Raw genomic sequence first — 21,651 nt, forward strand, 5'->3', positions numbered from 1 at the left:
AAGTGTAGCGGCGGAGGCCGCGGTGCGGCCTCCGCCGTGGGATCAGGCGTGCGGTCCGGACTGATCCGGCGGAACCACCTTCTTGGCGGCCTCTTTGCCCTTGGCGATCTGGTCCGAGTACTTGCCGTGCGTCTTCTGATCGATGAAGTCACCGGCCTTGTCGACCGCTTGATTGATCTTGCCTGCGTTCTTGGCCGCCGCGTCCTTCCCCTTGTCGACCAGGCCCTTGACCGTATCCGCGAAACTCATCGCCGTGATCCTTCCTGTCGCCGATTGTCCGGAGTCGTTCAGCCGATATTCTCCCACCACGTATCCGCGGGTGGGGCGCTCGACGGGTCCACACGCTGTCCCGGCATCGGCACCGCGACGTCGGTGCCCGCCGCCCGCGCCGCGGCCACCATGCGCGCGACCGGCTCGGACCAGCCGTGGAAGGCGAGATTGAAGGTGGCCCAGTGAATGGGCACCAGCAATCCGTGGCCGGGATTCCCGCCGCACAGGTCGGCGTGTGCCCGGACCGCCTCCTCGGGATTCATGTGCACGTCCGGCCAGCGCTCGTCGTAGGCGCCGATCGGCAGCAGCGTCAGATCGAACGGGCCGAGCGCCGCACCCGCCTCGGCGAACGCCTTGGTGAAGCCGGTGTCGCCGCCGAAGTAGGCCCGCCGGGTCGGACCTGCGATCGACCACGAGGCCCACAACGTCGTGTTGCGCAGCAGTCCGCGCCCGGAGAAATGCCGTGCCTCCGTGCAGGTGATCGCCAGATCCACGCCGTCGCGGTCCCGGCCGAGCTCGGCGAGCGTCACCGAACCGCCCCAGTCCAATTCGACGATGCGATCCTCCGGGACACCCCAGTGTCGCAAGTGCGCGCCGATACCGATCGGCACCAGAAACGGTGCGCTCTGGCGGGCCACCAACTCCCGGACGGTCTCCTTGTCCAGGTGGTCGTAGTGGTCGTGGGAGATGAGTACCGCGTCGATCGGCGGCAGGTCGGCCAGCGGCTGCGGCACGGGATGCATGCGCGCCGGGCCGACCAGCGGCGACGGCGAAACGCGCTCGCTCCACACCGGATCGGTGAGGATCCGGTACCCGTCGACCTCGATCAACGTCGTGGCGTGGCCGTACCAGGTGACGGCGAGAGCGGCCGCCGTGTCCGGTTGCTGCGGCGTCCGCAATGGGATGCTGCCCCGCGGCCGGCCCACGTTGCGCTGGGTCAGCGCCGAGACCAGCAGCGAGGGAGCCGAACCGGCGACCACTTGGCTACTGGGCTCGGTGTTGTGGAACTGTCGATCGCGATAGGTGGTCGCACCCACCGCGTACGGCTGGATCGCCGAGATCGAAGCGCCCATCGCCGATGGGATGTCCCGCACCGCCCGCACCACCCAGGTGAGGCCGAGCGCGCCTGCCGCGGCGCCCGCGATCCGTCTGATGTCCATCATCGCCCCACAAACTTCGCGGGGCGCTTTTCCTGCCTGGCCAAACGACCCTCCTTGGCATCCTCGCTCGTCCACGCGGCCTCCAGTGCCGCGCGCTGCTGCGCGGTTTCCGGATCGCGCGTTCCGTCGTCATTGAGCACCAGCTTCATGTGCCGCAGGGACAGCGGGGCCAGCGCCGCGATGTGCTTGGCCCAAGCCTGTGCGTCGGCCACGGTGCCGATCCGGTTGGCGAACCCGAACGCGTAGGCGTCGTCGGCCGATATCTGCTCGGCCCCCAGCAACACCGTCCGCGCCGGACCGCCGCCGATCAAAGCGGCGAGCCTGCGCACGGTCCACCGATCGACGGTGATGCCCAGTTTCGCCGCGGGGACCGCGATGTACGCCTCCGGCGCGATCACCCGCAGGTCGGAAGCGAGCGCCAACTGCACACCGGCGCCGATCGCGGCGCCGTTGATCGCCGAAATCACCGGGACCGGGGCCGATTCGATCGCGTGCAACATTTCCAGCAATCCGGACAGGAAATCGTCCGAATACACCCCGGACAAGTCGGCGCCCGCGCTGAACACCGGGCCCCGCCCGGTCAATACGATGGCCCGGGCCTGGTCGGCGACCGCGGCGAGCACTGCCTCGCGCAGCAGTGTCACGAGTTCGTGATTGAGCGCGTTGCGGCGCTCCTCCCGCTGAAGTTCGATGGTGACCACGTCACCATCGCGGCTGACCCCGAGCATGCGACCTCCCCGACTGAACGGTCCGTCTGTTCTCTTCACTCTGCCACAGCGGACTACCCGTTCCACGCCGGGCGATACGATCACCGGCTGTGCCGACCGACTTCGACATCCTGGTGATCGGCGCTGGTCAGGCGGGGCTCTCGGCCGGATACCACCTCCAGCGCCTCGGACTGCGTCCCGAGCGGCACTTTCTGCTCGTCGATCGGTCGCCCGGCCCGGGCGGCGCTTGGCAGTTCCGCTGGCCCTCCCTCACCCTGGACACGGTCAACCGTGTGCACGATCTGCCCGGTATGTCGTTCGCCGAGACCTTGCCGCCCGGTTCGTCGTCCGTGCCCGCCGCGACCGCCGTGCCGCACTACTACGAGCTGTACGAGAAACGATTCGACCTGCGCGTGCACCGGCAGGTATCGGTCACCGTGGTCTGCGACCGGACCGAGGAAGGCGCCCCCGCCGAGCGGGGTGCGGTGCTCAACGCGGAGACCGATACGGCGGGCACGATCCGGGTACGCGGCCTGATCAACTGCACCGGCACCTGGGAGCGTCCGTTCGTTCCGCACTACCCCGGGGCGCAGACCTTCGCCGGACGCCAGCTGCACACCCACGACTACCGCACTGCCGAGGAGTTCGCGGGCGAGCACGTCGTGGTGGTGGGCGGCGGCATCTCGGCGGTCCAGCTGCTCGACGAGATCTCCCGTGTCACCACGACGACCTGGGTCACGAGGACACCGCCGCGCTTCCGCGAGAACACCTTCACCGAAGCGGCCGGCCGCGCCGCGGTAGCAATGGTCGAAGACCGGGTGCGGCGTGGGCTGCCGCCGGGATCGGTGGTCTCGGTCACCGGGCTACCGCTCGATGACCGGCTACGGGCGGCGCGGGCCCGCGGCGCGCTCACCCGCCTGCCGATGTTCGAACGCATCGAGCCCGACGGGGTGCGGTGGGCCGACGGAACCTTTCAGCGAGCGGATGTGATCCTCTGGGCCACCGGCTTCCGCAGCGCGCTGGACCACCTCGCGCCGCTGCGGCTGCGCGGTCCCGGCGGCGGCATCACCATGTCGGGACGGCTGGCCACCCGTGTGGCCGCCGATCCGCGCATCCACCTGATCGGGTACGGACCGTCGGCCAGCACGATCGGGGCCAATCGAGCGGGGCGCGCGGCGGCCCTCGAACTCACCGAATACCTCGGACTGCGCTGACCGGCCCCGGCGCTTCCCGCGGTCAGTCGATCAGGCCGTAGGTGAACCGGTCCGGGTCCGGACCGATGCGCGCACCGGCATCCAGGCCGTTGATCGCGTCCATCTGCTCCGGCGTCAGCTCGAAACCGAATACGTCGAAGTTCTCGGCGATCCGCGACGGTGTGACCGACTTGGGAATGACGATGTTGCCCAATTGCAGGTGCCAGCGGATGATCACCTGCGCCGGGGTGCGGCCGACCTCGGCGGCCACCGCCGAGATGGTCCTCTCGTCGAGCAAGGTGCCCTGCCCGAGCGGGCTCCACGCCTCGGTGGCGATCGCGTTGCCCGCGTGGTACTCGCGCAGCTCGCGTTGTGCCAGCCTCGGGTGCAGCTCGACCTGGTTCACCACCGGGATCTCACCGGTCTCGGCGATGAGCCGTTGAATGTTCGCGACCGTGAAGTTCGAGACGCCGATCGACCGCACCCGGCCATGCGACTTCAGGGCCTGGAAGGCACGGAAGGTGTCCACGAAGCGGTCGGCCTCGGCCACCGGCCAGTGGATGAGGTACAGGTCGAGGTAGTCCAAGCCGAGCCGCTGCAGGCTCGCGTCGAAAGCGCGCAGCGTGGAGTCGTAGCCCTGCTCGGCATTCCACAGCTTGGTCGTGACGTAGATCTCATCCCTGGGCAGGCCGGATTCCCTGATCGCACGGCCGGTGCCCTCTTCGTTTCCGTAGATCGCGGCCGTATCGATACTGCGATAGCCGACCTCGAGCGCAGTGGTGACGGCCGAGAAGACGTCCTCGGAGGGCACTTGGAACACGCCGAAGCCGAGCTGCGGGATCACGTTCCCGTCGTTCAGCACGATCGAGGGAACGGTGCTGGTCTCGCTTTTGAAGGTCACATTCCGACGGTAGAAGTGTGGCGGCGAACCGTCAATCACGCACTCGGGTGTGTTGGCTTGTAATTTGCTGGGAACGGGAGCTTGCGGACCGCGGACTTTCCGCGTTCACCGCGGTCAGCTCGTCGAGCCGGGCAACCCAAGCCGCCGGTACCGCGTCTGCCGAGCCGTCGGCAACTCCGATTCCGGACGGGCGCGCAAGGCCGCCAGTTCGTGCGCGATCGCGGCGACCATCCGGCGGGCGAAGTCCACCGGCTCGTCCGCCGCGTCGGGCAATTCCGGCACGATCCGGTCGACCACGCCGTCGGCCAGCAGGTCAGGGGCGCTGATCCGTTGCGCCGCAGCCAATTCCGCAGCATGATCGGTGTCACGGAAGACGATGGCGCTCGCCCCCTCCGGCGGCAGCGGGGCCAGCCACGCATGTGTGGCGGCGAGCACCCGGTCGGCGGGCAGCAGCGCCAGCGCGCCGCCGCCGGTGCCCTGGCCGAGCAGCACCGACACGGTCGGGGTATCCAACGTCACCAGATCGGCTATGCAGCGAGCGATCTCGGGCGCCAGCCCGCGTTCCTCGGCCTCCTTCGACAGCGCCGCGCCTACGGTGTCGATGACCAGAACCAAAGGCAGCCGCAACTCCTGAGCAAGCGCCATACTGCGCCGCGCCTCGCGCAGCGCCGCCGGACCCATGGTGTTCTCACCCTGCTGTCCTCGCCGATCGTGCCCGAACACCACACACGGCTGCCCACGGAAACGGCCGAGAGCGAGCACGGCGGTGCGATCGGACTCGCCCTGACCGGTGCCGCTGAGCGGAACTCGTTGCGTCACATGACGAAGGAGATCCCGAATGCCGGGACGCTCCGGGCGGCGGGAGATGAGGACCGACCGCCACACCCGATCGTCCGCGGCGCGATCACATTCGGCATCGGACTGAATCGACTCTGTCGCAACGTCGTTCGAATGCGGAGCAGATACCGGCCGGTGCGGCTCCGATGCCGCGATCTGCTCGGAACTCCGTCCAGCAGCCGAATCCGGCAATTCGATGCCGCTGAACACACTCAACGCGCGATGGGCGATACGGCGGAAGACCGGAATCGTCAGAACGCCGTCGATTACGCCGCGCCGATACAGGTTCTCCGCGGTCTGCACGCCTTCCGGGAAAGGTCTGCCGTACAGGGCCTGATAGACCCGAGGGCCGAGAAACCCGATGAGCGCCCCGGATTCGGCGAAAGTGATGTGCCCCAACGAACCCCACGACGCGAAAACGCCGCCCATCGTCGGGTTGCGAAGGTAGACGACGTAGGGGTACCCCGCCGACTTGTGCGCCGCCACCGCACCGGCGATCTTCACCATCTGCACGAAGGCGACGGTGCCCTCCTGCATCCTGGTCCCGCCGGAGGTCGGCGAAGCGACCAACGGCAGCCCGAGTTCGGTGGCGCGCTCGACCGCCGAGACGATCCGCTCCGCCGCCGCGACACCGATCGAGCCGGCCAGAAATCCGAACTCGCACGCGATCACGGCCACGCGCCGACCACGCAGCAGCCCTTCGCCGGTGAGCACCGATTCGTCGGTGCCCGCCGCGACGGCCGCCTTCCGCAAGGCATCGCGGTACCGCGGAGAAACGGCCACCGTCACCGGCGGCCGGTCCCAGCTGACGAACGAGTTCTTGTCGAGCAGTTGCTCGAGTAACTCTCGCGCCGAAGTACGCACCGGGCGAGCCTATCCGGCCCTACCCAATGCTCCGGCGAGCCGCGCGAGCACTCAGTAGCCCTGCATCACCTTGCGCAGCGCGTACTCCGTGAGCGCGACCAGGGCCTGCTTGGCCGGCTCCCGGCGACGGGCGTCGATGGACATGATCGGCACATCGGCAGGCACGGCGAGCGCCTGCCGGATGTCCTCGATCGGGTAACGCGGCGCGTCGTCGAATTCGTTGAGCGCCACCAGGAACGGTAGGCCGCGCGCTTCGAAGTAGTCGACGGCCGCGAAGCTGTCCTCCAGCCTGCGGGTGTCGACCAGTACGACGGCGCCGATGGCGCCCCGGATCAGGTCGTCCCACATGAACCAGAATCGGTACTGGCCGGGCGTGCCGAACAGGTACAACACGAGATCGTCGGCGAGACTGATCCGGCCGAAGTCCATCGCCACGGTGGTGGTCGATTTCATCGGGATGCCGGTCAGATTGTCGATCCCGGCGCTGGCATTGGTCACCAATGCCTCGGTGCGCAGCGGAACGATCTCCGAGACAGCACCGACCAACGTGGTCTTCCCGACGCCGAAGCCACCCGCGACCACGATCTTCGCCGATGTTGGCTTACTGGTACGAGTGTCGACCTGCGCCGTCGAATCAAATACGCCGGAGTCCACTGAGAACCCTTTCGATCAGCTCGCGACGCTCATCGTCGCTGGAATCGTCTTTCAAAGTCGCCGAAACGCGCACGTGCCCGGCCTCGATCAAATCGGCCACGAGCACACGGGCCACCCCGATAGGGATACCCAATCGGGCTGCTACCTCGGCAACGGACGGCGATTCTCTGCACAACTCCACGATTGACGTCTCGATGTTGGTCAGTTCGAACTGCCGCTCCAGGGCGACCGGATGCGATGCGACGAGAGCCTCCAACGCCAACTCGACCGCGGGCCTGGTGCGGCCTGCGGTCAGCGAGTACGGCCGTACGAGGCTGGGCTCGACGCTTCCCACGCGGTGATCTTCTATGTCCATCCCACCATCAGGAACCCATCGTGACGCGTGGTGTGGCCTGAACAGTCTGGCCAACCCGCTCGACCAACAGAGCCATCTCGTAGCCGACCTGACCGATGTCACACGAAGTGTTGGTCAGCACAGCGAGATAGGAACCGTCGCCGACAGCCATGAGTAGCAGGTAACCGTGCTCCATCTCGACGACGGACTGCAGCACGGTGCCGCCCTCGAACAGGTTCGAGACGCCGACTGACAGGCTGGCCAGACCGGCCGTGACGGCCGAGAGCTGTTCGGCGCGGTCGACGGGCAGTTGGGCACTCGCGGCCATGAGTAGGCCGTCAGCCGAGACCAGGACAGCATGGGCTACGCCAGGAACCTCGTTGGCAAAGTTCGAAACCAGCCAATCCAGCTGACGATTCGTACCACCTAGATCGGGGTTCATCGGTCTCCTTTATCTCCGGTTAGGTTCATTGCTCTCATTGCGCGGCCATCCCGGACGCCCTGCTGGTGACGACTCAAGCTGGACCTGATCGTTTCTGGGTCGCGGCGCGGCGCCCGATCCGCCGCACCGCTGACGCCGCCGGGGACAAGCCTTCCGCCCGGATTGCGTTGCGGCAACCCCGCCGCCGTTTTCGTCTCCGGCTGCGCCTCGCTTGCCCGGCGAGCCGCTTGCCAACCCTCGTCACCCGGCGATTCGAAGGAGGCAGCCACCTGGGACCTATCCGTGTTGGGATCCGACAGCCACGCCGACATCATCTCGGCGAAGATCGGCGTTCCGCCCATCGACGCTCCCGACTCGTCCGCGGGCTGCAACCTGGTCTGGAAGAACGACGCCGTCTTGGCCGGGTTGGACCGGAAGCTGTGCTTGCCGGGATCGCGCCCCGGCGAGGCGGCAGGCTGCTCTGGGCTCGCGGCGTGCTGGCCACCGCGATCGCGCTGCGGGAGCGCGATACCCGGCGGTACGGGCTGGCGCTGCGGCGCCTGAGCGCCCGGCTGCCGCTGTGGCAGACCGGTCAGCCCGCTCTCGCGCTGCGGAAGGCTCGACGGCGCTGGCGGACGCTGCGGCAGACCGCTCGCCGTCGCATCTCGTTGCGGCAGACCGTTGCCGACGGCAGGCAGCGCGCCGGAGCCCGGCTCCCGCTGCGTCAAGCCGTTGGCGGACTCACGCTGCGGCAGACGGTGAGCACCGGCATCCCGCTGCGGCAGACCGTTGCCGGGTTCACGCTGCGGCAGACCGGTGGGCGCCGCATCGCGCTGCGGCAGGCTGGGCGTGGGCTGCCGCGATGGCAGGCCGGTAGCACCCGATTCACGCTGCGGCAGGCCGGTAGCGCCCGGCTCACGCGACGGCAGACCCGTCGCGCCCGATTCACGCTGCGGCAGGCCGGTAGCACCTGGCTCACGCTGCGGCAGGCCGATGGACGGTTCACGCGACGGCAGGCCGGTAGCACCTGGCTCACGCGACGGCAGGCCGATGGACGGTTCACGCGACGGCAGGCCGGTGGCGCCCGGTTCACGCGACGGCAGACCCGTGACACCCGGCTCACGCGACGGCAGACCCGTGACACCCGGCTCACGCGTCGGCAGACCTCCCGCCGCCGACTCACGCTGCGGCACACCGTTCGAACCCGGCTGCCGCTGCGGTAGGCCGGTGGCGCCCGGTTCACGCGACGGCAGACGCGTCACACCCGGCTCACGCGTCGGCAGACCACCCGCCGCCGACTCACGCTGCGGCAGGCCGCCAGATGCGGACTCACGCTGCGGCAAGCCACCCAAACCGGAGTCGCGCTGCGACAAACCACCCGCGGCCGATTCCCGCTGCGGCAGACCGCCGGAGGCGGACTCACGCTGGGGTAGACCGCCCAAACCGGATTCCCGCTGCGGCATGCCCTTCGAAGCGTCTCGCGGCGGCACGCCGTTGGTGCCCGGCTGGCGCTGCGGCAGACCGGTGCTCGGCTGCGGCACGCCGTTGGCGCCCGGCTGACGCACCGGTAGCTCGCCCGAGTTCGGCTCACGCGACGGCAGGCCCGTACCGGACGACTCGGCGGGCCCACCGGGCTGGCGCGGCGGCGGACCGCCGGGGCTGAGGTTGCGCTTGGGCAGGCTGGCCGCGGCGAGCTTGCCACGCTGCGGACCACTCGGCGCGGGCTGCCCCGGCGTGGGCCGCAGACTCGTAGCCGACTGCTGGTTCTCCGAGTGCATACCGGACGACGTCATCGCCGAACCCGGCTGCCGCTGCGGCAGTCCACCCGGTCCCGTGGGGATCGGTCCGCTGGACGAAGCGGTGGGCTTGGCGCTCACGGCCGGAATCGGGCCGCTCACCCCGGGATCGACGGTGACCATGACATTGCCCCCAGGAGTCCGCTGGACGGCCCGCATCTGCATGGACGACGGCGCCGACGGACGCTGTGGAGCGGCGGCCTGCGGCGAAGGCTGCGGGGTGACGGGCTGCCCCGCGCTCGGTTTGCCCGCGACGATGAGTCCGACGGGCACGTGCACGGTCACCGTCACGCCCGGATCGCGCGCGGTGTCGAAGGTCGGCCGCAGCCGCACGGTGAGACCGTGCCGCTCGGCGAGCCTGCCGACCACGAACAGACCCATGTGCCGGGCCGTGTCCGGCCCCGGCTCGGCGGTCTGCTCCAGACGGCGGTTGATATCGGCCATCTCGGCGGGCGGCATACCGATGCCGCGGTCGGCCACCTCGATGAGCAGTCCCTGATCGTGCGCCTGCGCGAACGTGAACTTGACGTCGGTCTCCGGCGGCGAGGCGCGCAGCGCGTTATCGAGCAGCTCGGCGAACAGATGCGCGAGGTCGGAGGCGGCGGGTTCCTTCAGCGAACCGCGCGGCGTGGCGCCGAGCTTCACGCGCTCGTAGTCCTCCACCTCGGAGATCGCGGCGCGCAGCACGTCGGCGATCTCGACCGGGGCGGACTTGGCGCGGCGCTGCCTGGTGCCCGCGAGAATCAGCAGGTTGTCACCGTTACGGCGCATACGGGCGGCGAGATGGTCCAGCCGGAACAAGTTCTCCAGCAGGCGCGGGTCCTTCTCGTCGTACTCCATCGCCTCGATGAGCGTGAGCTGATGGTCGACGAGCGACTTCGACCGCCGCGCCAAGGTCTCGAACATGTCGTTGACCTGCGAACGCATCTTCGCCTGGTCACTCGCCAGGCGCAGCGCCTGGCCGTGGATGTCGTCGACCGCGCGGGCGAGCTGACCGATCTCCTCGGTGCTACGCACCGGCATCGGCTCCAGCGGCACCTCTTCCGGCGAGGCGCCGGTGCGGAGCTGGGCGACCTCGTGCGGCAGGTCGCTCTCGGCCACGCGCAGCGCGGCCAACCGCAGCCGGTGCAGCGGGACGATCATCGAGCGGGCCACGAAGACCGCGAGCAGCAGCGCGGCGAGGATGGTCGCGATGACGACCGCGGTATAGGTCCACGCGTCCCGCTGGGCGGTGGTCACCAGCGAGTCCATAGCGGAGTCGATGTCCTTGGTCGCCTTGCCGACGACGTGCTCGTACACCGCGAGGCTGTCGGTCAGCGACTTCTTCAGGTCACCGACCGGAAGCTGGCCCGCCTGCGACTGCGGGCTGGTCAGCAGCGCGATCCTGGTGTCGATGCCCGCGCGCAGGTCGGCGATCGAGGTGTCGCCGTCGGCGAAGCGGTGCGCGAGCACGTTGAGCAGCGCGCGCTCGGTGTTGGAGGCGATGAGGAAGTTCTGGACGCCGGACTGCTGGGCGCGCAGCACCTCGGGGAAGGCGGCGAGCTCACTGACCAGGGTTGCACGGGTGTTGAGCGAGTCGACCAGCCGCAGTTTGGCCGCGTCCACCGCGGTGTCGCTGACCTGGCCGACCGTCGTCTCGACGATCCGGACGCTGTCGCTGCGGACGCGGTCGATCAGCGCGAGGGTGTCCGACGGCGGTCCGGTGGAGACCGACTTGCCCTGGGCGCGCACCCCCTTGGCCTGGGTGAGCATGCTGTCGATGGCCGCGCGCGCGCCCGGTACGCCGTCGAGTTTGCCGACCGCCTTCTCGGCGTTGGCGATCGCCTTGTCCAGGTCCGCCAGGTTCTGGTCGGTCACCACGGACTGGTTGGACCCCAGCGAGATCATCTGCGAGCCCGCTGTGGTGGCGGTCTGCGCGCTGAGCGCGGTGACCGAGGGGATGGCGGCGACGTTGTCCGAGATGTCGGCGAGCCGGTTCGAGTCCGCGAACTCCGACGAGATCCTGGATACGCCGAGGCCGACCGCGACCGCGAGAGGCACGGCGAGGACCGCCGTCACCTTCCAGCGCAGGTCCCAGTTGCCCAGCGCCCAGCGGCTACTGCCGGAGCTAGCGGCGTCACGCATCTCCCACTCACTTTCCAAACTGGCCTCTACCACGCGCCATCAACCGAACCTCCACAATCGCGTGCTTGGCTCGACAGGTGGAGCTGGCCGAGAGCTGCGGCTGGCCGAGAAATTGCGTCTACGACGGCCCAAATAAGTGACATCAGATTCTAACGGATCAATAACTTCTTGGGTGACGGGGCGTGATGTCGCGATCATTGACCTGCCGGTTCCAGGCAAAACCAAAGGTAGCGGCACCCACCCGGGCGTCGCGTGAAGTCTGCCACAATCAACCAGATCTATCGAGGCGGGCATCGAGGCGAGGCTAGGGAGTCACGGGGTTGAACGTGCGGCACGAGTACCGACCGGCCTACCAGACCAGCTTGGTGGATCCAGCCGAGTTCTGGGCCGGCGCGGCCGAAGCGATCGACTGGGACGTGCCGCCGACGCAGATCGTCGACAGCGGCGCCCGCCCGGTAGCCAGGTGGTTCTCCGGCGCCCGGCTCAACACCTCCTTCAACGCGCTCGACCGCCACGTCCACCCCACCACCCCCGACTCGCCGAGCCGCGCCGACCAGCCCGCACTGATATACGACTCGGCTATGACCGACGCCACCGTTGTCTACACCTACGCCGAGCTGCTCGACGAGGTGTCGCGGTTCGCTGGGGCGATGGCGCGGCTGGGCGTCGCCGCGGGCGATCGCGTGGTGATCTACCTGCCGATGATCCCCGAAGCGGTGATCGCGATGCTGGCCTGCGCCCGCATCGGCGCGGTGCACTCGGTGGTGTTCGGCGGCTTCGCGGCCCCGGAGCTGGCCGCGCGCATCGATGACGCCGAGCCGGTGTTGATCATCACAGCGTCCGGTGGCCTGGAACCGGGCAAGCAGATCGAATACCCGCCCATCGTGCTGCACGCGCTGGATCTCGCCGAGACGACCGCGCCGCGCACGGTGATCGTCAAGCAGCGGCCGCAGTTCGACACAATCCACTTTCCCGCGCCGCAGCCCGCCACCGAGTACCTGCCGAGTTCGGCGGAGACCGTGGCCGCGCAGTGGCTCGACTGGGACGACGCCGTCCGCGACGCGCCGCGGGCCGACCCGGTGTCGGTCGCCGCGACCGATCCGCTCTACATCCTCTACACCTCCGGCACCACCGGGAAGCCGAAGGGGGTGGTCCGCGACAACGGCGGGCACGCGGTCGCCCTGGCCTGGTCGATGCGCAACATCTACGACGTCGACGCGGGCCAGGTGATGTGGGCCGCCTCCGACGTGGGCTGGGTGGTCGGGCACTCCTACATCGTCTACGCGCCGCTGTTGGTCGGAGCCACCACGCTGCTGTACGAAGGCAAGCCGGTCGGCACCCCGGACGCGGGCGCGTACTGGCGGGTGGTGGACAAGCACAAGGTCGACGTGCTGTTCACCGCCCCGACCGCGCTACGCGCCATCCGCAAGGCCGACCCCGAGGCCGAGCTGGCCCGCCGCCACGACCTGTCCTCCCTGCGCGCGCTGTTCTGCGCGGGCGAACGCCTGGACCCGGCCACCTACGCCTGGGCCGACGAAACCCTGCTCGCGGGCCGCTCGGACTGCCCCGTCGTGGATCACTGGTGGCAGACCGAGACCGGCTGGCCGGTCTGCGCGAACCCGCTCGGCCTGCAGCAGCTGCCGATCAAACCGGGCTCGGCCTCGGTACCGGTGCCCGGCTATCGACTACGCGTGCTCGATTCCTCCGGCAACGCGGTGGCGCCGAACACCGAAGGCAACATCGTCATCGGTCTGCCGCTGCCGCCCGGCACGCTGACCGGCCTCTGGCGGGACGAGGCCCGGTACGAGCGCTCCTATCTCTCCGCGTATCCCGGCCACTACCTCACCGGCGACTCCGGCTACTTCGACGAGGACGGCTACCTGTACGTCCTCGGCCGCAGCGACGACGTGATCAACATGGCCGGGCACCGGCTTTCGGCGGGCAGTATCGAGGCGGCCATCGCGGGGCACGAGGCCGTCGCAGAATGCGCCGTCATCGGGCTGCCCGACGAACTCAAGGGGCACCGGCCGCTGGCGTACGTGGTGCTCAAGTCCGGCGTCGACATCGATCCCGACCGGCTGCGCGACGAACTGATCGAGCGAGTGCGCACCCACGTCGGCGCGATCGCCACGCTGCACGACGCCATCGTCGTGACCGCGCTGCCCAAGACCAGGTCCGGCAAGATCTTGCGCAAGACCATCCGGCAGATCACCTCCGGCGAGACTTTCGAGGTGCCTTCCACCATCGAGGATCCGGCGGTGCTGGTGGCGCTGGAGCAGCAGATCCGCGCGGCGCGTCCCGAATGGCGGGACCCGGCGCACAGCACGGAGAACACCGACGACGTAGTGGCGCCGGACGTGGATCCGGTTGCGCCGTCCTGAGTTTCCGCACCGCCGTTAACGTCCTCAGAGTTTCCTCAGAGGATGTTCATGTCGGTGCCAGCAGTTCGAAATAGCCTCGAGACCGCCCGAAACCCCTCGATGATCTGGAGGCAGAGACATGAAACGTTCCGTAGGCCGCCCCGCCGTCGCCGCCGCGGCAGCAGGTGGAATCGCCACGGTCACGTTGCTACTGAGCCCCGCTATCGCCGCCGCGGGCCCGATGGAATACGCCGAGCCCCTGCTGACCTCGGACTGCTCGTTCGCCCAGGTCGACGCGGCCCTGCACGACAAGGCGCCGCAGCTGGCCGCGATGCTCGACGCGAACCCGAACCAGAAGGCCGAGTTGCAACGCAAGTTCGACCAGCCGGTCGAGCAGCGCAGGGCCGAATTGCGGCGGGCCATCGACGAGAACCCGGACGCGGCGCGCCAGGCGGAGAACGACCCGCGGACCGCGCAGTTGCGCGACACCATCCGCGTCGTGGCGGAGACCTGCCACAACTACTGATCCCGCGGAAACATGGGTGACTCGCCGGGCATTTCCGTATTCCGGCGGGTCATCCCCTGGTTCCGAACGCGAGTCCGCGCGCCGACTCGCACGACCGAAGATTCACGGAGGCGGGGAGCAGAATGGACGACGTGACCTCGACCTCGAACCCGACGGTTCTCGTCGTCGACGACGACGAGGACGTGCTCGCCTCGGTCGAGCGCGGGCTGCGTTTGTCCGGCTTCCAAGTCCTGGTGGCCAGGGACGGCGCACAGGCGTTGCGCAGTGTGAACGAGAACGCGCCCGACGCCATCGTGCTGGACATGAACATGCCGGTGCTCGACGGCGCGGGCGTGGTGACCGCCTTGCGCGCGATGGGCAACGAGGTGCCGATCTGTGTGCTCAGCGCCCGCGCGTCGGTGGACGACCGCATCGCTGGGCTGGAGTCCGGCGCCGACGACTACCTGGTCAAACCATTCGTGCTGAAGGAACTGGTGGTCCGGATCAGGGCGCTGCTGCGCAGGCGGTCGGACGTACCAGCCCCCGCGACCCCGGGAGCGGTCGCCATCGGCCCGCTCGAGGTGGACGTCGCCGGCTACCGCGCGCTGCTGCACGGCCGCGAGATCGAACTCACCAAGCGGGAATTCGAACTGCTGTCGACGCTGGCCAGGAACGTCGGAGTGGTGCTGAGCCGGGAACGTCTGCTGGAACTGGTGTGGGGCTACGACTTCGCCGCCGACACCAATGTGGTGGACGTGTTCGTCGGCTATCTGCGCCGCAAACTCGAGGTGGACGGCACTCCCCGGTTGCTGCACACGATCCGCGGCGTCGGGTTCGTGCTGCGAGCGCCGAAATGACGGTGCCCGCCGCCGCACCGCCGAAAACCCGTCGGCGCCGATCGTTTTCGCTGCGCACCCGCGTCGCGGGCGCGGCAGCCGCGGGCGCGATCATCATCGTGACGCTGATCAGCCTGATCAGCATCCGCGCCATCGAGCGCAACAACGTGCGGCAATCCGACCAGCAACTCGACGTCGCGGCGCGAATCGTGCTGATCGAGCCGCAGATCGCCGTCCGGTTCATCAGCCTGACCGGCTTGAACAACAACATGGCGGTGACCGTCCGGGACAACGGCGAGGTGGTCGCGAGCACGCCCACGGAACTACCCGAGTTGCCCACCGGCTCCCGCACCGTGCCGGTGGGCGGCACCCCCTACCGGATCCTGACCACCACCGAGAAGCAGCCCGCGGGCCGCGTGGTCGCAATCGGCATACCCGCCGCGGACGCGGCCGAGGCCACCGCCGAGCAGCAACGATGGGTGCTCGGCGGCGCGCTGCTGGCCATCGCCGCCGCCGCCGGGCTCGGCTGGTTGCTCGCGGGCGCTGCGGTGCGCCCGATCGTCCGGCTCACTCGGCAGGTGGGCGCACGCAGCGCGTTTCCCGATCCGAGCAATCCGCACGCGCCGGTGGAGGGTGCGGGCGTGCACGAGGCGGAGCAATTGGCCGACGCGGTGAACACCATGTTGCAGCGGGTGGACCAGGCGCAGGCGCAGACCGCCGCCGCACTGGAGACCGCCCGCGACTTCGCCGCCGTGTCCGCCCACGAACTGCGCACCCCGCTGACCGCGATGCGCACCGATCTCGAGGTACTGCGCACACTCGACCTGGACGAGTCGCAGCGGTCGGAGATCCTGGGCGACCTGCAACGCAGCCAGGGCCGGGTGGAGAGCACGCTCGCGGCGCTGGAGCGGCTGGCCACCGGCGACCTGACCAATGAGCGCGACCACGTCGCTACCGACGTCGGCGACCTGTGCGACCAAGCCGCGCACGATGCCATGCGGCACTTCGCCGGCCTGGTCGTGCGCATCGATTCCGACGCCGAGCTGGTCACCCGCGGCCTGCCCGCCGGGCTGCGGTTGGCGGTGGACAACGCGCTGGCCAACTCGGTCAAACACGGCGGAGCGACCGAGGCCCTGGTCTCGGCGCACCGTGCGCCCGACGGCCACATCGTGATCTCGATCGATGACAACGGGCGCGGCATCCCGCCGCAGGAGCGCGAGGCCGTCTTCGACCGCTTCTTCCGCGGCAGCCAGGCGAGCAAGGGTGGGTCCGGACTCGGCCTCGCTCTGGTCGCTCAGCAGGCCCAACTCCACGGCGGCCGGGCCTATTTCGACGCGGGTACGCTCGGCGGCATCCGCTTGGTCCTGGACTTACCAGAGCGGTCGGCAACTTAGACAACTCTCAGAGAAACGCCAAGGGGGGCGCCATAACTCGCGTTTAGGGTCTGCGGCGTGATCGGAAAACGCGCCCGCTGGGGCCTTCTCGTCGTCGCCCTCGTCGCAGCTGGAGCGCTCGGCGCCGGGCTCACCGCATGGACCGGGACGGATCGGGGGCCGACGGGGATCGCGCTGGTCAATGCCGATGCCGGGCCGACAGGGGCGCGCGTGGTCAAGGCGTTGCAGGACGCGGGCGGCTACGAATGGACCGCCGCGGCGCCGGGTGAGGCGAACACCGACGACTACGCCGCGGTGATCACGCTGCCCGCCGACCTCACGGCGTCTATGGGCACTTTGGCCGGGCCCGAACCGAAGCGGGCCAAGGTCACCGTGGACACGAACGAACACGCCGACGCCGACTTGGTGCACGGCGCGATGACCGCGGTGACGCACCGGATCGGCGCGGCAGGCGTCGACGCCGCGCTCACCGCCGTCGCACAGGCCAGGTCGCAGATGTCGCAGGTGCAGTTCAGCGCCCAGTTGCTCAACGCGGGCGTCGAGGCGGCCGCCGCGGGAGCCGACCAGTTCAGCTCCGGCGCAGATCAGTTGCTCGGCTTCCTGGAGTTCGCGAAATCCGGATCGGCGCAACTCACTTCGGCCATCGCGTTGCTGAACTCCACCGTCGACGGCGCCGCCGCGCAAGCGGGCCGGCTCGCCGCGGCCCTCGATTCGACCGGAATCACGATCGCGCAGGTGGAACGAACGGCGAACACGGTGAGCGGCGGACTCGACCAGATCCTGCCGCTGCTGCGCGCGCTGCCGTTCGCGAGCGACCCGGCACTCGCCGACATCATCGGGAAGCTGGAAGCGCTGCGCGGCGTGTCCGCGCAGGCGGGATCCCAGCTGACCGGCCTCGGCTCGCTCGTCGGCGGCGCGGTCGACCCCGACACCGATCTCGGCACCCTGCTCCGCACCGTCGTCGACCGCCTGACCAGCGCGAGCGCGCAACTGTCCGAAGGCGCGAAACTCGCCGAGGGCCTCCCGCAGCTCGCCGAACAGGGCGGCGCTCAACTGGTCGGCGCCATCGGCCAGCTCACCGGCGGTGTGAGCCAGCTACAGAACATCGTGCGCAACCTGAGCACGCAAACCGACAAGGCGGTGGCCGCGCTGCCGCAACGCAGCAGCACCCAGCAAGCAGCGCTGGCAGCGGCCCTGACCGACCCGGTCGAGATCGTCAGGAAGTAGATACGACGATGGCCCGTCTTCTTCTAAGAAGACGGGCCATACGCGAGCCATAAGAGGGCCGCGAACACGCGGCGCCGCCAGACTAGTTGGCGTTCAGCAGGTCGATCACGAAGACCAGCGTCTTGCCGGACAGGGGGTGACCGCCGCCAGCCCCGCCGTAGGCCAGCTCCGGCGGGATGGTCAGCTGACGACGACCGCCGACCTTCATCCCGGGAATGCCGTCCTGCCAGCCCTGGATCAGGCCGCGCAGCGGGAAGGTGATGGACTCGCCGCGGTTCCACGACGAGTCGAACTCTTCGCCGGATTCGAATTCGACGCCCACGTAGTGCACTTCCACGGTGCCGCCGGGCACGGCTTCTTTGCCCTCGCCCTCGATGATGTCCTTGATCACCAGCTCGGTGGGCGCGGGCCCTGCCTGGAACTCGATCTCCGGTTTGGTCATTCGGCTATCCCCTTCGATAGATGGTGGATGGATTTCGTCAGCGATTGTTGATCTCGCGGTAATCGCGAGCGCCGTAGCCGGTGTAGATCTGCCGGGGACGGCCGATCTTCAGCGGCTCGCTGTGCATTTCGCGCCAGTGCGCGATCCAGCCGGGGAGCCGGCCCATCGCGAACAGCACGGTGAACATGCGGGTCGGGAAGCCCATCGCCTTGTAGATGACGCCGGTGTAGAAGTCGACGTTCGGGTACAGGCGGCGCTCGATGAAGTAGTCGTCGGTGAGCGCGGCCTCTTCCAGGGCCTGGGCGATGTCGAACAGCTCGTCGTGGCCGCCGAGCTTGCTCAGGATGGCGTCGGCGTGCTTCTTGGCGATCGAGGCGCGCGGGTCGTAGTTGCGGTAGACGCGGTGACCGAAGCCCATGAGCTTCACCCCGTCTTCCTTGTTCTTGACCTTGCGGATGAACTCCTTGACGTCGCTGCCGCTGGCCTTGATGCCGTCGAGCATCTCCAGCACGGCCTGGTTCGCGCCGCCGTGCAGCGGGCCCCACAGCGCGTTGATGCCGCCGGACACCGAGGTGAACAGGTTGGCGTCGGACGAGCCGACCAGGCGCACGGTCGAAGTGGAGCAGTTCTGCTCGTGGTCGGCGTGCAGGATGAGCAGCATGTCCAGCGCCGCGGCGACCTCGGGGTCCACCTCGTAGGGCTCGGCCGGGAAGCCGAAGGTCATCCGCAGGAAGTTCTCCACCAGGCTCAGCGAGTTGTCCGGGTAGAGGAAGGGCTGGCCGACCGACTTCTTGTACGAGTAGGCCGCGATGGTGGGCAGCTTGGCCAGCAGCCGGATGGTGGACAGCTCGACCTGTTCGGGGTCGCGCGGGTCCAGTGAGTCCTGGTAGTAGGCCGACAGGGCGTTCACCGCCGAGGACAGCACCGGCATGGGGTGCGCGTTGCGCGGGAAGCCGTCGAAGAACCGCTTCAGGTCCTCGTGCAGCAGGGTGTGCCTGCGGATGCGGTCGGTGAAGTCCTCGAGCTGGGCCTGCGTGGGCAGCTCGCCGTAGATCAGCAGGTAGCTGACCTCGATGAAGGTCGAGGCCGCCGCGAGCTGGTCGATCGGGTAGCCGCGGTAGCGCAGGATGCCCGCCTCACCGTCGATATAGGTGATCGCCGACTTGGTCGGGGCGGTGTTCATGAAGCCCGGGTCGTACGTCACATACCCGGTGCTGGCCAGCAGCTTTCCCAGCTCGATCCCGTCGTTGCCCTCGGCGGCCCTGGTGACCGTCATCGGGAACTCGCCGCCGGGGTAGGAAAGGACCGGCTTGGCGTCGTCGTCGACGTTGATGATGTTCTCAGCGGGCACGGAAGGATCCCTCTCAGGCTAGAACCACAGGCACCGGCGCGGTGGCGCACGATGCGCTTGCCTCAACGCTAGCCGTTGGCCGACGCGGACAATACCGGAGGGTAGTCCTGCGGCGGCTCACAAACACGTCCCGGCGCGGTGAGGTCCGGTGGCTACCGCGAAACGCGGTCGCCAAGCGTTAGCACTGCACGTCACACGGCGATTTCGGCAGGAGCGCGACCGACACGGTAACGCGTGAAGGCCGGAAACGCGACCGCCGCGATCAGTACACCCACCACCACGAGCGCACCGCCGCCCGCCGCGGCTACAGCGGTACCCAGGCTCGCTGCCGCGAAACCGTGGGCAACATCACCGATGCGCGGGCCGCCCGCGACCACCACGGTGAACACCCCTTGCAGCCGCCCGCGCAGCTCGTCGGTGGCCACCGTCTGCAGCATCGTGACCCGCAGCGCGGCCGAGACCATGTCCACCGCGCCGCCGAAGGCCGAGCACACCAACGCAATCCACAGCCCGGCGCCGAGACCGAGACCGTGGCCGGTGAGCCCGACGGCGAGGCCGAAGCCGACCATGGCCAGCCCCCACAGCGCGATGCAGACCAGCACCGCGAAGCCCTGCCTGCGGATGCGCGGAATCCACCCGGAGAACACGCCGCCGAGCACCGCGCCCGCCGACATCGAGGCGAACAGCAGGCCGAGCGCGACGCCACCGGTCGCCGGGTCGCCGAAGGTCTCGTGCGCGATCTGCGGGAACAGCGCGCGCGGCATGCCGAACACCATGGCGATCACGTCCACCGCGAACGACGCCAGCAGCACCCGTTGCGTGGCGAGGTAACCGAAACCGTCCAGCACGGTGCGGAATCCGGCGCGGCGCACCGTTCCGGTCGGCGGCAACTCGGGCAGCCGCCAGACCGCCCACAACGTGGCCAGCAGCGCGACCGCATCGATCAGGTAGAGCGTGGCGAGCCCGACGACGGGAATGAGCACCCCCGCCAGCACCGGACCCGCGATGGCGCCGAATTGCATCACCGTCATGTTCAGCGAATTCGCGGCGGCCAGTTGGCCTTCCGGCAACAGGCGGGGGATGGTGGCGCTGCGGGTGGGCTGGTTCACCGCGAAGAACGCCTGCTGCACGGCGAACAGGCCGAGCACGAGCCACACGTTGTCCGCCCCTGCCACCGCTTGCAACCAGAAGGCCAGGGCGGTGAGGCCGGTGCCCGAGTTGGTGATCAGCAGGAGCCTGCGCCGATCCAGCACGTCGGCGAGCGCGCCGCCCCACAGGCCGAACACGATCAGTGGCACCAAGCCGAACAGACCGGCCAAGCCGACGTAACCGGAACTGCCGGTGATCTGGAAGATCTGCTGCGGAACCGCGACCACGGACAACTGCGCGCCGATCATGGTGACGATGCCCGAGCTCCAGAGGCGTCGGAAGTCCGGATTGCGCAGCGGAGTGGTGTCGGCGAGCAGTTTCACCGCCGCAGCGTAATCAGTCCTCCCCTCCGGATCGACGCGAGAATTCTCACGCCCGCGCTGGGAATACGTCAGGGCTGTAAGCGCTCGACCGTGGTCCCCGCGTCCTGGATCCGCACCCGGATGCGGTTGTGCAACCGGCCGCGCCGTCCCTGCCAGAACTCGACCTCGTCGGGACGGACCAGGAAACCGCCCCAGTGCGGCGGCACCGGGATCTCGTCGGTATCGGCGAATCGCGCGGTCGTCTCGGCCAGCGTGCGATCCAGTTCGGCCCGGGAGCCGATCGGCTGGGACTGGCGCGAGGCCCATGCGCCCAGCTGCGAGTCCCGCGGCCTGGAACGCCAGTAGGCCACCGTCGTCTCGGCGGAAACCCGCTCGACCGCGCCGCGCAAGTGCACCTGCCTGCCCAGCGCGGGCCAGACGAAGGTGACCGCGGCATACGGGAGGGCAGTCAACTGAGCGCCCTTGGCCGAGTCGTAGTTCGTGTAGAAGATCACACCCTCCGGGGAGAGCCCTTTGCACAGCACCGTCCGCGCGACCGGCCGCGGCGTGCCGTCGGCCAGCGACACCGTGGCCAGCACCATCGCGTTGGGTTCGGCGATGCCGACCGCGGTGGCCTGTTCGATCCAATGTCGCAGCAGCGGCTCCCAGCCGCCGGCGAGCCAGGTCTCGTCCAAGTCGACGTCGTCGTTGCCGCCGTGCGGTAGGCCGCCGTAGTCGACCCGCATGGCCGCGAGATCCGATGAATTGTCCAGGTCACGCATGGGGCAGACGTTACTCTTCGGTAGCGGGGAGCTAAGGTTTTG

19 protein-coding genes are annotated in these 21,651 nt (G+C 68.9%); 6 read left to right on the forward strand and 13 right to left on the reverse strand.

Annotated features, from left to right (window positions below; genetic code table 11):
• Positions 1 to 42: 42 nt before the first annotated feature.
• The 3 genes from ACIHAX_RS00375 to ACIHAX_RS00385 are packed head-to-tail and all read right to left on the reverse strand — an operon-like array spanning position 43 to position 2,158.
• Positions 43 to 249, reverse strand: coding sequence for an antitoxin (locus tag ACIHAX_RS00375; RefSeq protein ID WP_355074902.1), 207 nt, complete (start codon positions 247 to 249; stop codon positions 43 to 45).
• A 38-nt stretch (positions 250 to 287) separates the two neighbouring features.
• The gene (locus ACIHAX_RS00380) at positions 288 to 1,430 is read right to left on the reverse strand and encodes an MBL fold metallo-hydrolase (RefSeq protein WP_397275323.1); all 1,143 of its coding nucleotides are present in this window, start codon (positions 1,428 to 1,430) and stop codon (positions 288 to 290) included.
• On the reverse strand, positions 1,430 to 2,158 hold the full coding sequence (locus ACIHAX_RS00385) for an enoyl-CoA hydratase (protein WP_355074906.1): 729 nt from the start codon (positions 2,156 to 2,158) through the stop codon (positions 1,430 to 1,432). Before ACIHAX_RS00385 ends, ACIHAX_RS00380 begins: the two co-directional genes overlap by 1 nt.
• Positions 2,159 to 2,247: 89 nt before the next feature.
• On the opposite strand from ACIHAX_RS00385, the gene ACIHAX_RS00390 reads away from it, so the two are divergent.
• Positions 2,248 to 3,351, forward strand: a complete 1,104-nt coding sequence (locus tag ACIHAX_RS00390; protein ID WP_364424960.1) for an NAD(P)-binding domain-containing protein — start codon at positions 2,248 to 2,250, stop codon at positions 3,349 to 3,351.
• A 22-nt stretch (positions 3,352 to 3,373) separates the two neighbouring features.
• Here ACIHAX_RS00390 and ACIHAX_RS00395 read toward each other — a convergent pair whose 3' ends face one another.
• The 6 genes from ACIHAX_RS00395 to ACIHAX_RS00420 form a co-directional block, all read right to left on the reverse strand.
• Positions 3,374 to 4,231 (reverse strand): aldo/keto reductase, encoded by an 858-nt coding sequence (locus ACIHAX_RS00395; protein WP_355074910.1) that lies wholly within the window; start codon positions 4,229 to 4,231, stop codon positions 3,374 to 3,376.
• A gap of 114 nt (positions 4,232 to 4,345) precedes the next feature.
• Entirely contained in the window at positions 4,346 to 5,932 is a 1,587-nt protein-coding gene (locus ACIHAX_RS00400; protein ID WP_397275037.1) for a carboxyl transferase domain-containing protein, read from the reverse strand.
• Between the two features lie 51 nt (positions 5,933 to 5,983).
• A complete protein-coding gene (locus ACIHAX_RS00405) occupies positions 5,984 to 6,586 on the reverse strand; it encodes an ATP/GTP-binding protein (protein WP_355074914.1) in 603 nt (200 codons plus the stop codon).
• A complete protein-coding gene (locus tag ACIHAX_RS00410; protein WP_039795171.1) occupies positions 6,567 to 6,941 on the reverse strand; it encodes a DUF742 domain-containing protein in 375 nt (124 codons plus the stop codon). Before ACIHAX_RS00410 ends, ACIHAX_RS00405 begins: the two co-directional genes overlap by 20 nt.
• A 7-nt stretch (positions 6,942 to 6,948) precedes the next feature.
• Complete coding sequence (locus ACIHAX_RS00415) at positions 6,949 to 7,362, reverse strand: roadblock/LC7 domain-containing protein (RefSeq protein WP_011207200.1); 414 nt, start codon at positions 7,360 to 7,362, stop codon at positions 6,949 to 6,951.
• A complete protein-coding gene (locus tag ACIHAX_RS00420) occupies positions 7,359 to 11,261 on the reverse strand; it encodes an ATP-binding protein (protein WP_397275039.1) in 3,903 nt (1,300 codons plus the stop codon). Before ACIHAX_RS00420 ends, ACIHAX_RS00415 begins: the two co-directional genes overlap by 4 nt.
• 320 nt (positions 11,262 to 11,581) lie before the next feature.
• Here ACIHAX_RS00420 and ACIHAX_RS00425 point away from each other — a divergent pair, with 320 nt between their 5' ends.
• The 5 genes from ACIHAX_RS00425 to ACIHAX_RS00445 all read left to right on the forward strand — a co-directional run bounded on the left by ACIHAX_RS00425 (position 11,582) and on the right by ACIHAX_RS00445 (position 17,583).
• Positions 11,582 to 13,642 (forward strand): AMP-binding protein, encoded by a 2,061-nt coding sequence (locus ACIHAX_RS00425; protein WP_364424968.1) that lies wholly within the window; start codon positions 11,582 to 11,584, stop codon positions 13,640 to 13,642.
• A gap of 118 nt (positions 13,643 to 13,760) precedes the next feature.
• The gene (locus tag ACIHAX_RS00430) at positions 13,761 to 14,147 is read left to right on the forward strand and encodes a hemophore-related protein (protein ID WP_355074921.1); all 387 of its coding nucleotides are present in this window, start codon (positions 13,761 to 13,763) and stop codon (positions 14,145 to 14,147) included.
• Positions 14,148 to 14,269: 122 nt separating this feature from the next.
• Complete coding sequence (locus tag ACIHAX_RS00435) at positions 14,270 to 14,983, forward strand: response regulator transcription factor (RefSeq protein WP_355074922.1); 714 nt, start codon at positions 14,270 to 14,272, stop codon at positions 14,981 to 14,983.
• Positions 14,980 to 16,356 carry a sensor histidine kinase gene (locus ACIHAX_RS00440; RefSeq protein WP_397275042.1) on the forward strand — a complete coding sequence of 459 codons (1,377 nt, stop codon included), beginning with the start codon at positions 14,980 to 14,982 and terminating at the stop codon, positions 16,354 to 16,356. The genes ACIHAX_RS00435 and ACIHAX_RS00440 overlap by 4 nt, the downstream gene beginning before the upstream one ends.
• A gap of 57 nt (positions 16,357 to 16,413) precedes the next feature.
• Positions 16,414 to 17,583, forward strand: a complete 1,170-nt coding sequence (locus tag ACIHAX_RS00445) for a hypothetical protein (protein ID WP_364424971.1) — start codon at positions 16,414 to 16,416, stop codon at positions 17,581 to 17,583.
• Positions 17,584 to 17,665: 82 nt separating this feature from the next.
• Here ACIHAX_RS00445 and ACIHAX_RS00450 read toward each other — a convergent pair whose 3' ends face one another.
• The 4 genes from ACIHAX_RS00450 to pdxH all read right to left on the reverse strand — a co-directional run bounded on the left by ACIHAX_RS00450 (position 17,666) and on the right by pdxH (position 21,609).
• Positions 17,666 to 18,025 (reverse strand): FKBP-type peptidyl-prolyl cis-trans isomerase, encoded by a 360-nt coding sequence (locus tag ACIHAX_RS00450; protein ID WP_355074928.1) that lies wholly within the window; start codon positions 18,023 to 18,025, stop codon positions 17,666 to 17,668.
• 37 nt (positions 18,026 to 18,062) lie between these two features.
• The gene (locus tag ACIHAX_RS00455; protein WP_083880375.1) at positions 18,063 to 19,376 is read right to left on the reverse strand and encodes a citrate synthase; all 1,314 of its coding nucleotides are present in this window, start codon (positions 19,374 to 19,376) and stop codon (positions 18,063 to 18,065) included.
• 191 nt (positions 19,377 to 19,567) lie between these two features.
• Positions 19,568 to 20,848: an MFS transporter gene (locus ACIHAX_RS00460; RefSeq protein WP_355074930.1), complete on the reverse strand. Its 1,281-nt coding sequence runs from the start codon at positions 20,846 to 20,848 to the stop codon at positions 19,568 to 19,570.
• 68 nt (positions 20,849 to 20,916) lie between these two features.
• A complete protein-coding gene (gene pdxH, locus ACIHAX_RS00465; protein ID WP_364424975.1) occupies positions 20,917 to 21,609 on the reverse strand; it encodes a pyridoxamine 5'-phosphate oxidase in 693 nt (230 codons plus the stop codon).
• Positions 21,610 to 21,651: the final 42 nt, after the last annotated feature.

Source organism: Nocardia sp. NPDC051929, from assembly GCF_044548645.1.
Classification (GTDB): domain Bacteria; phylum Actinomycetota; class Actinomycetes; order Mycobacteriales; family Mycobacteriaceae; genus Nocardia; species Nocardia sichangensis.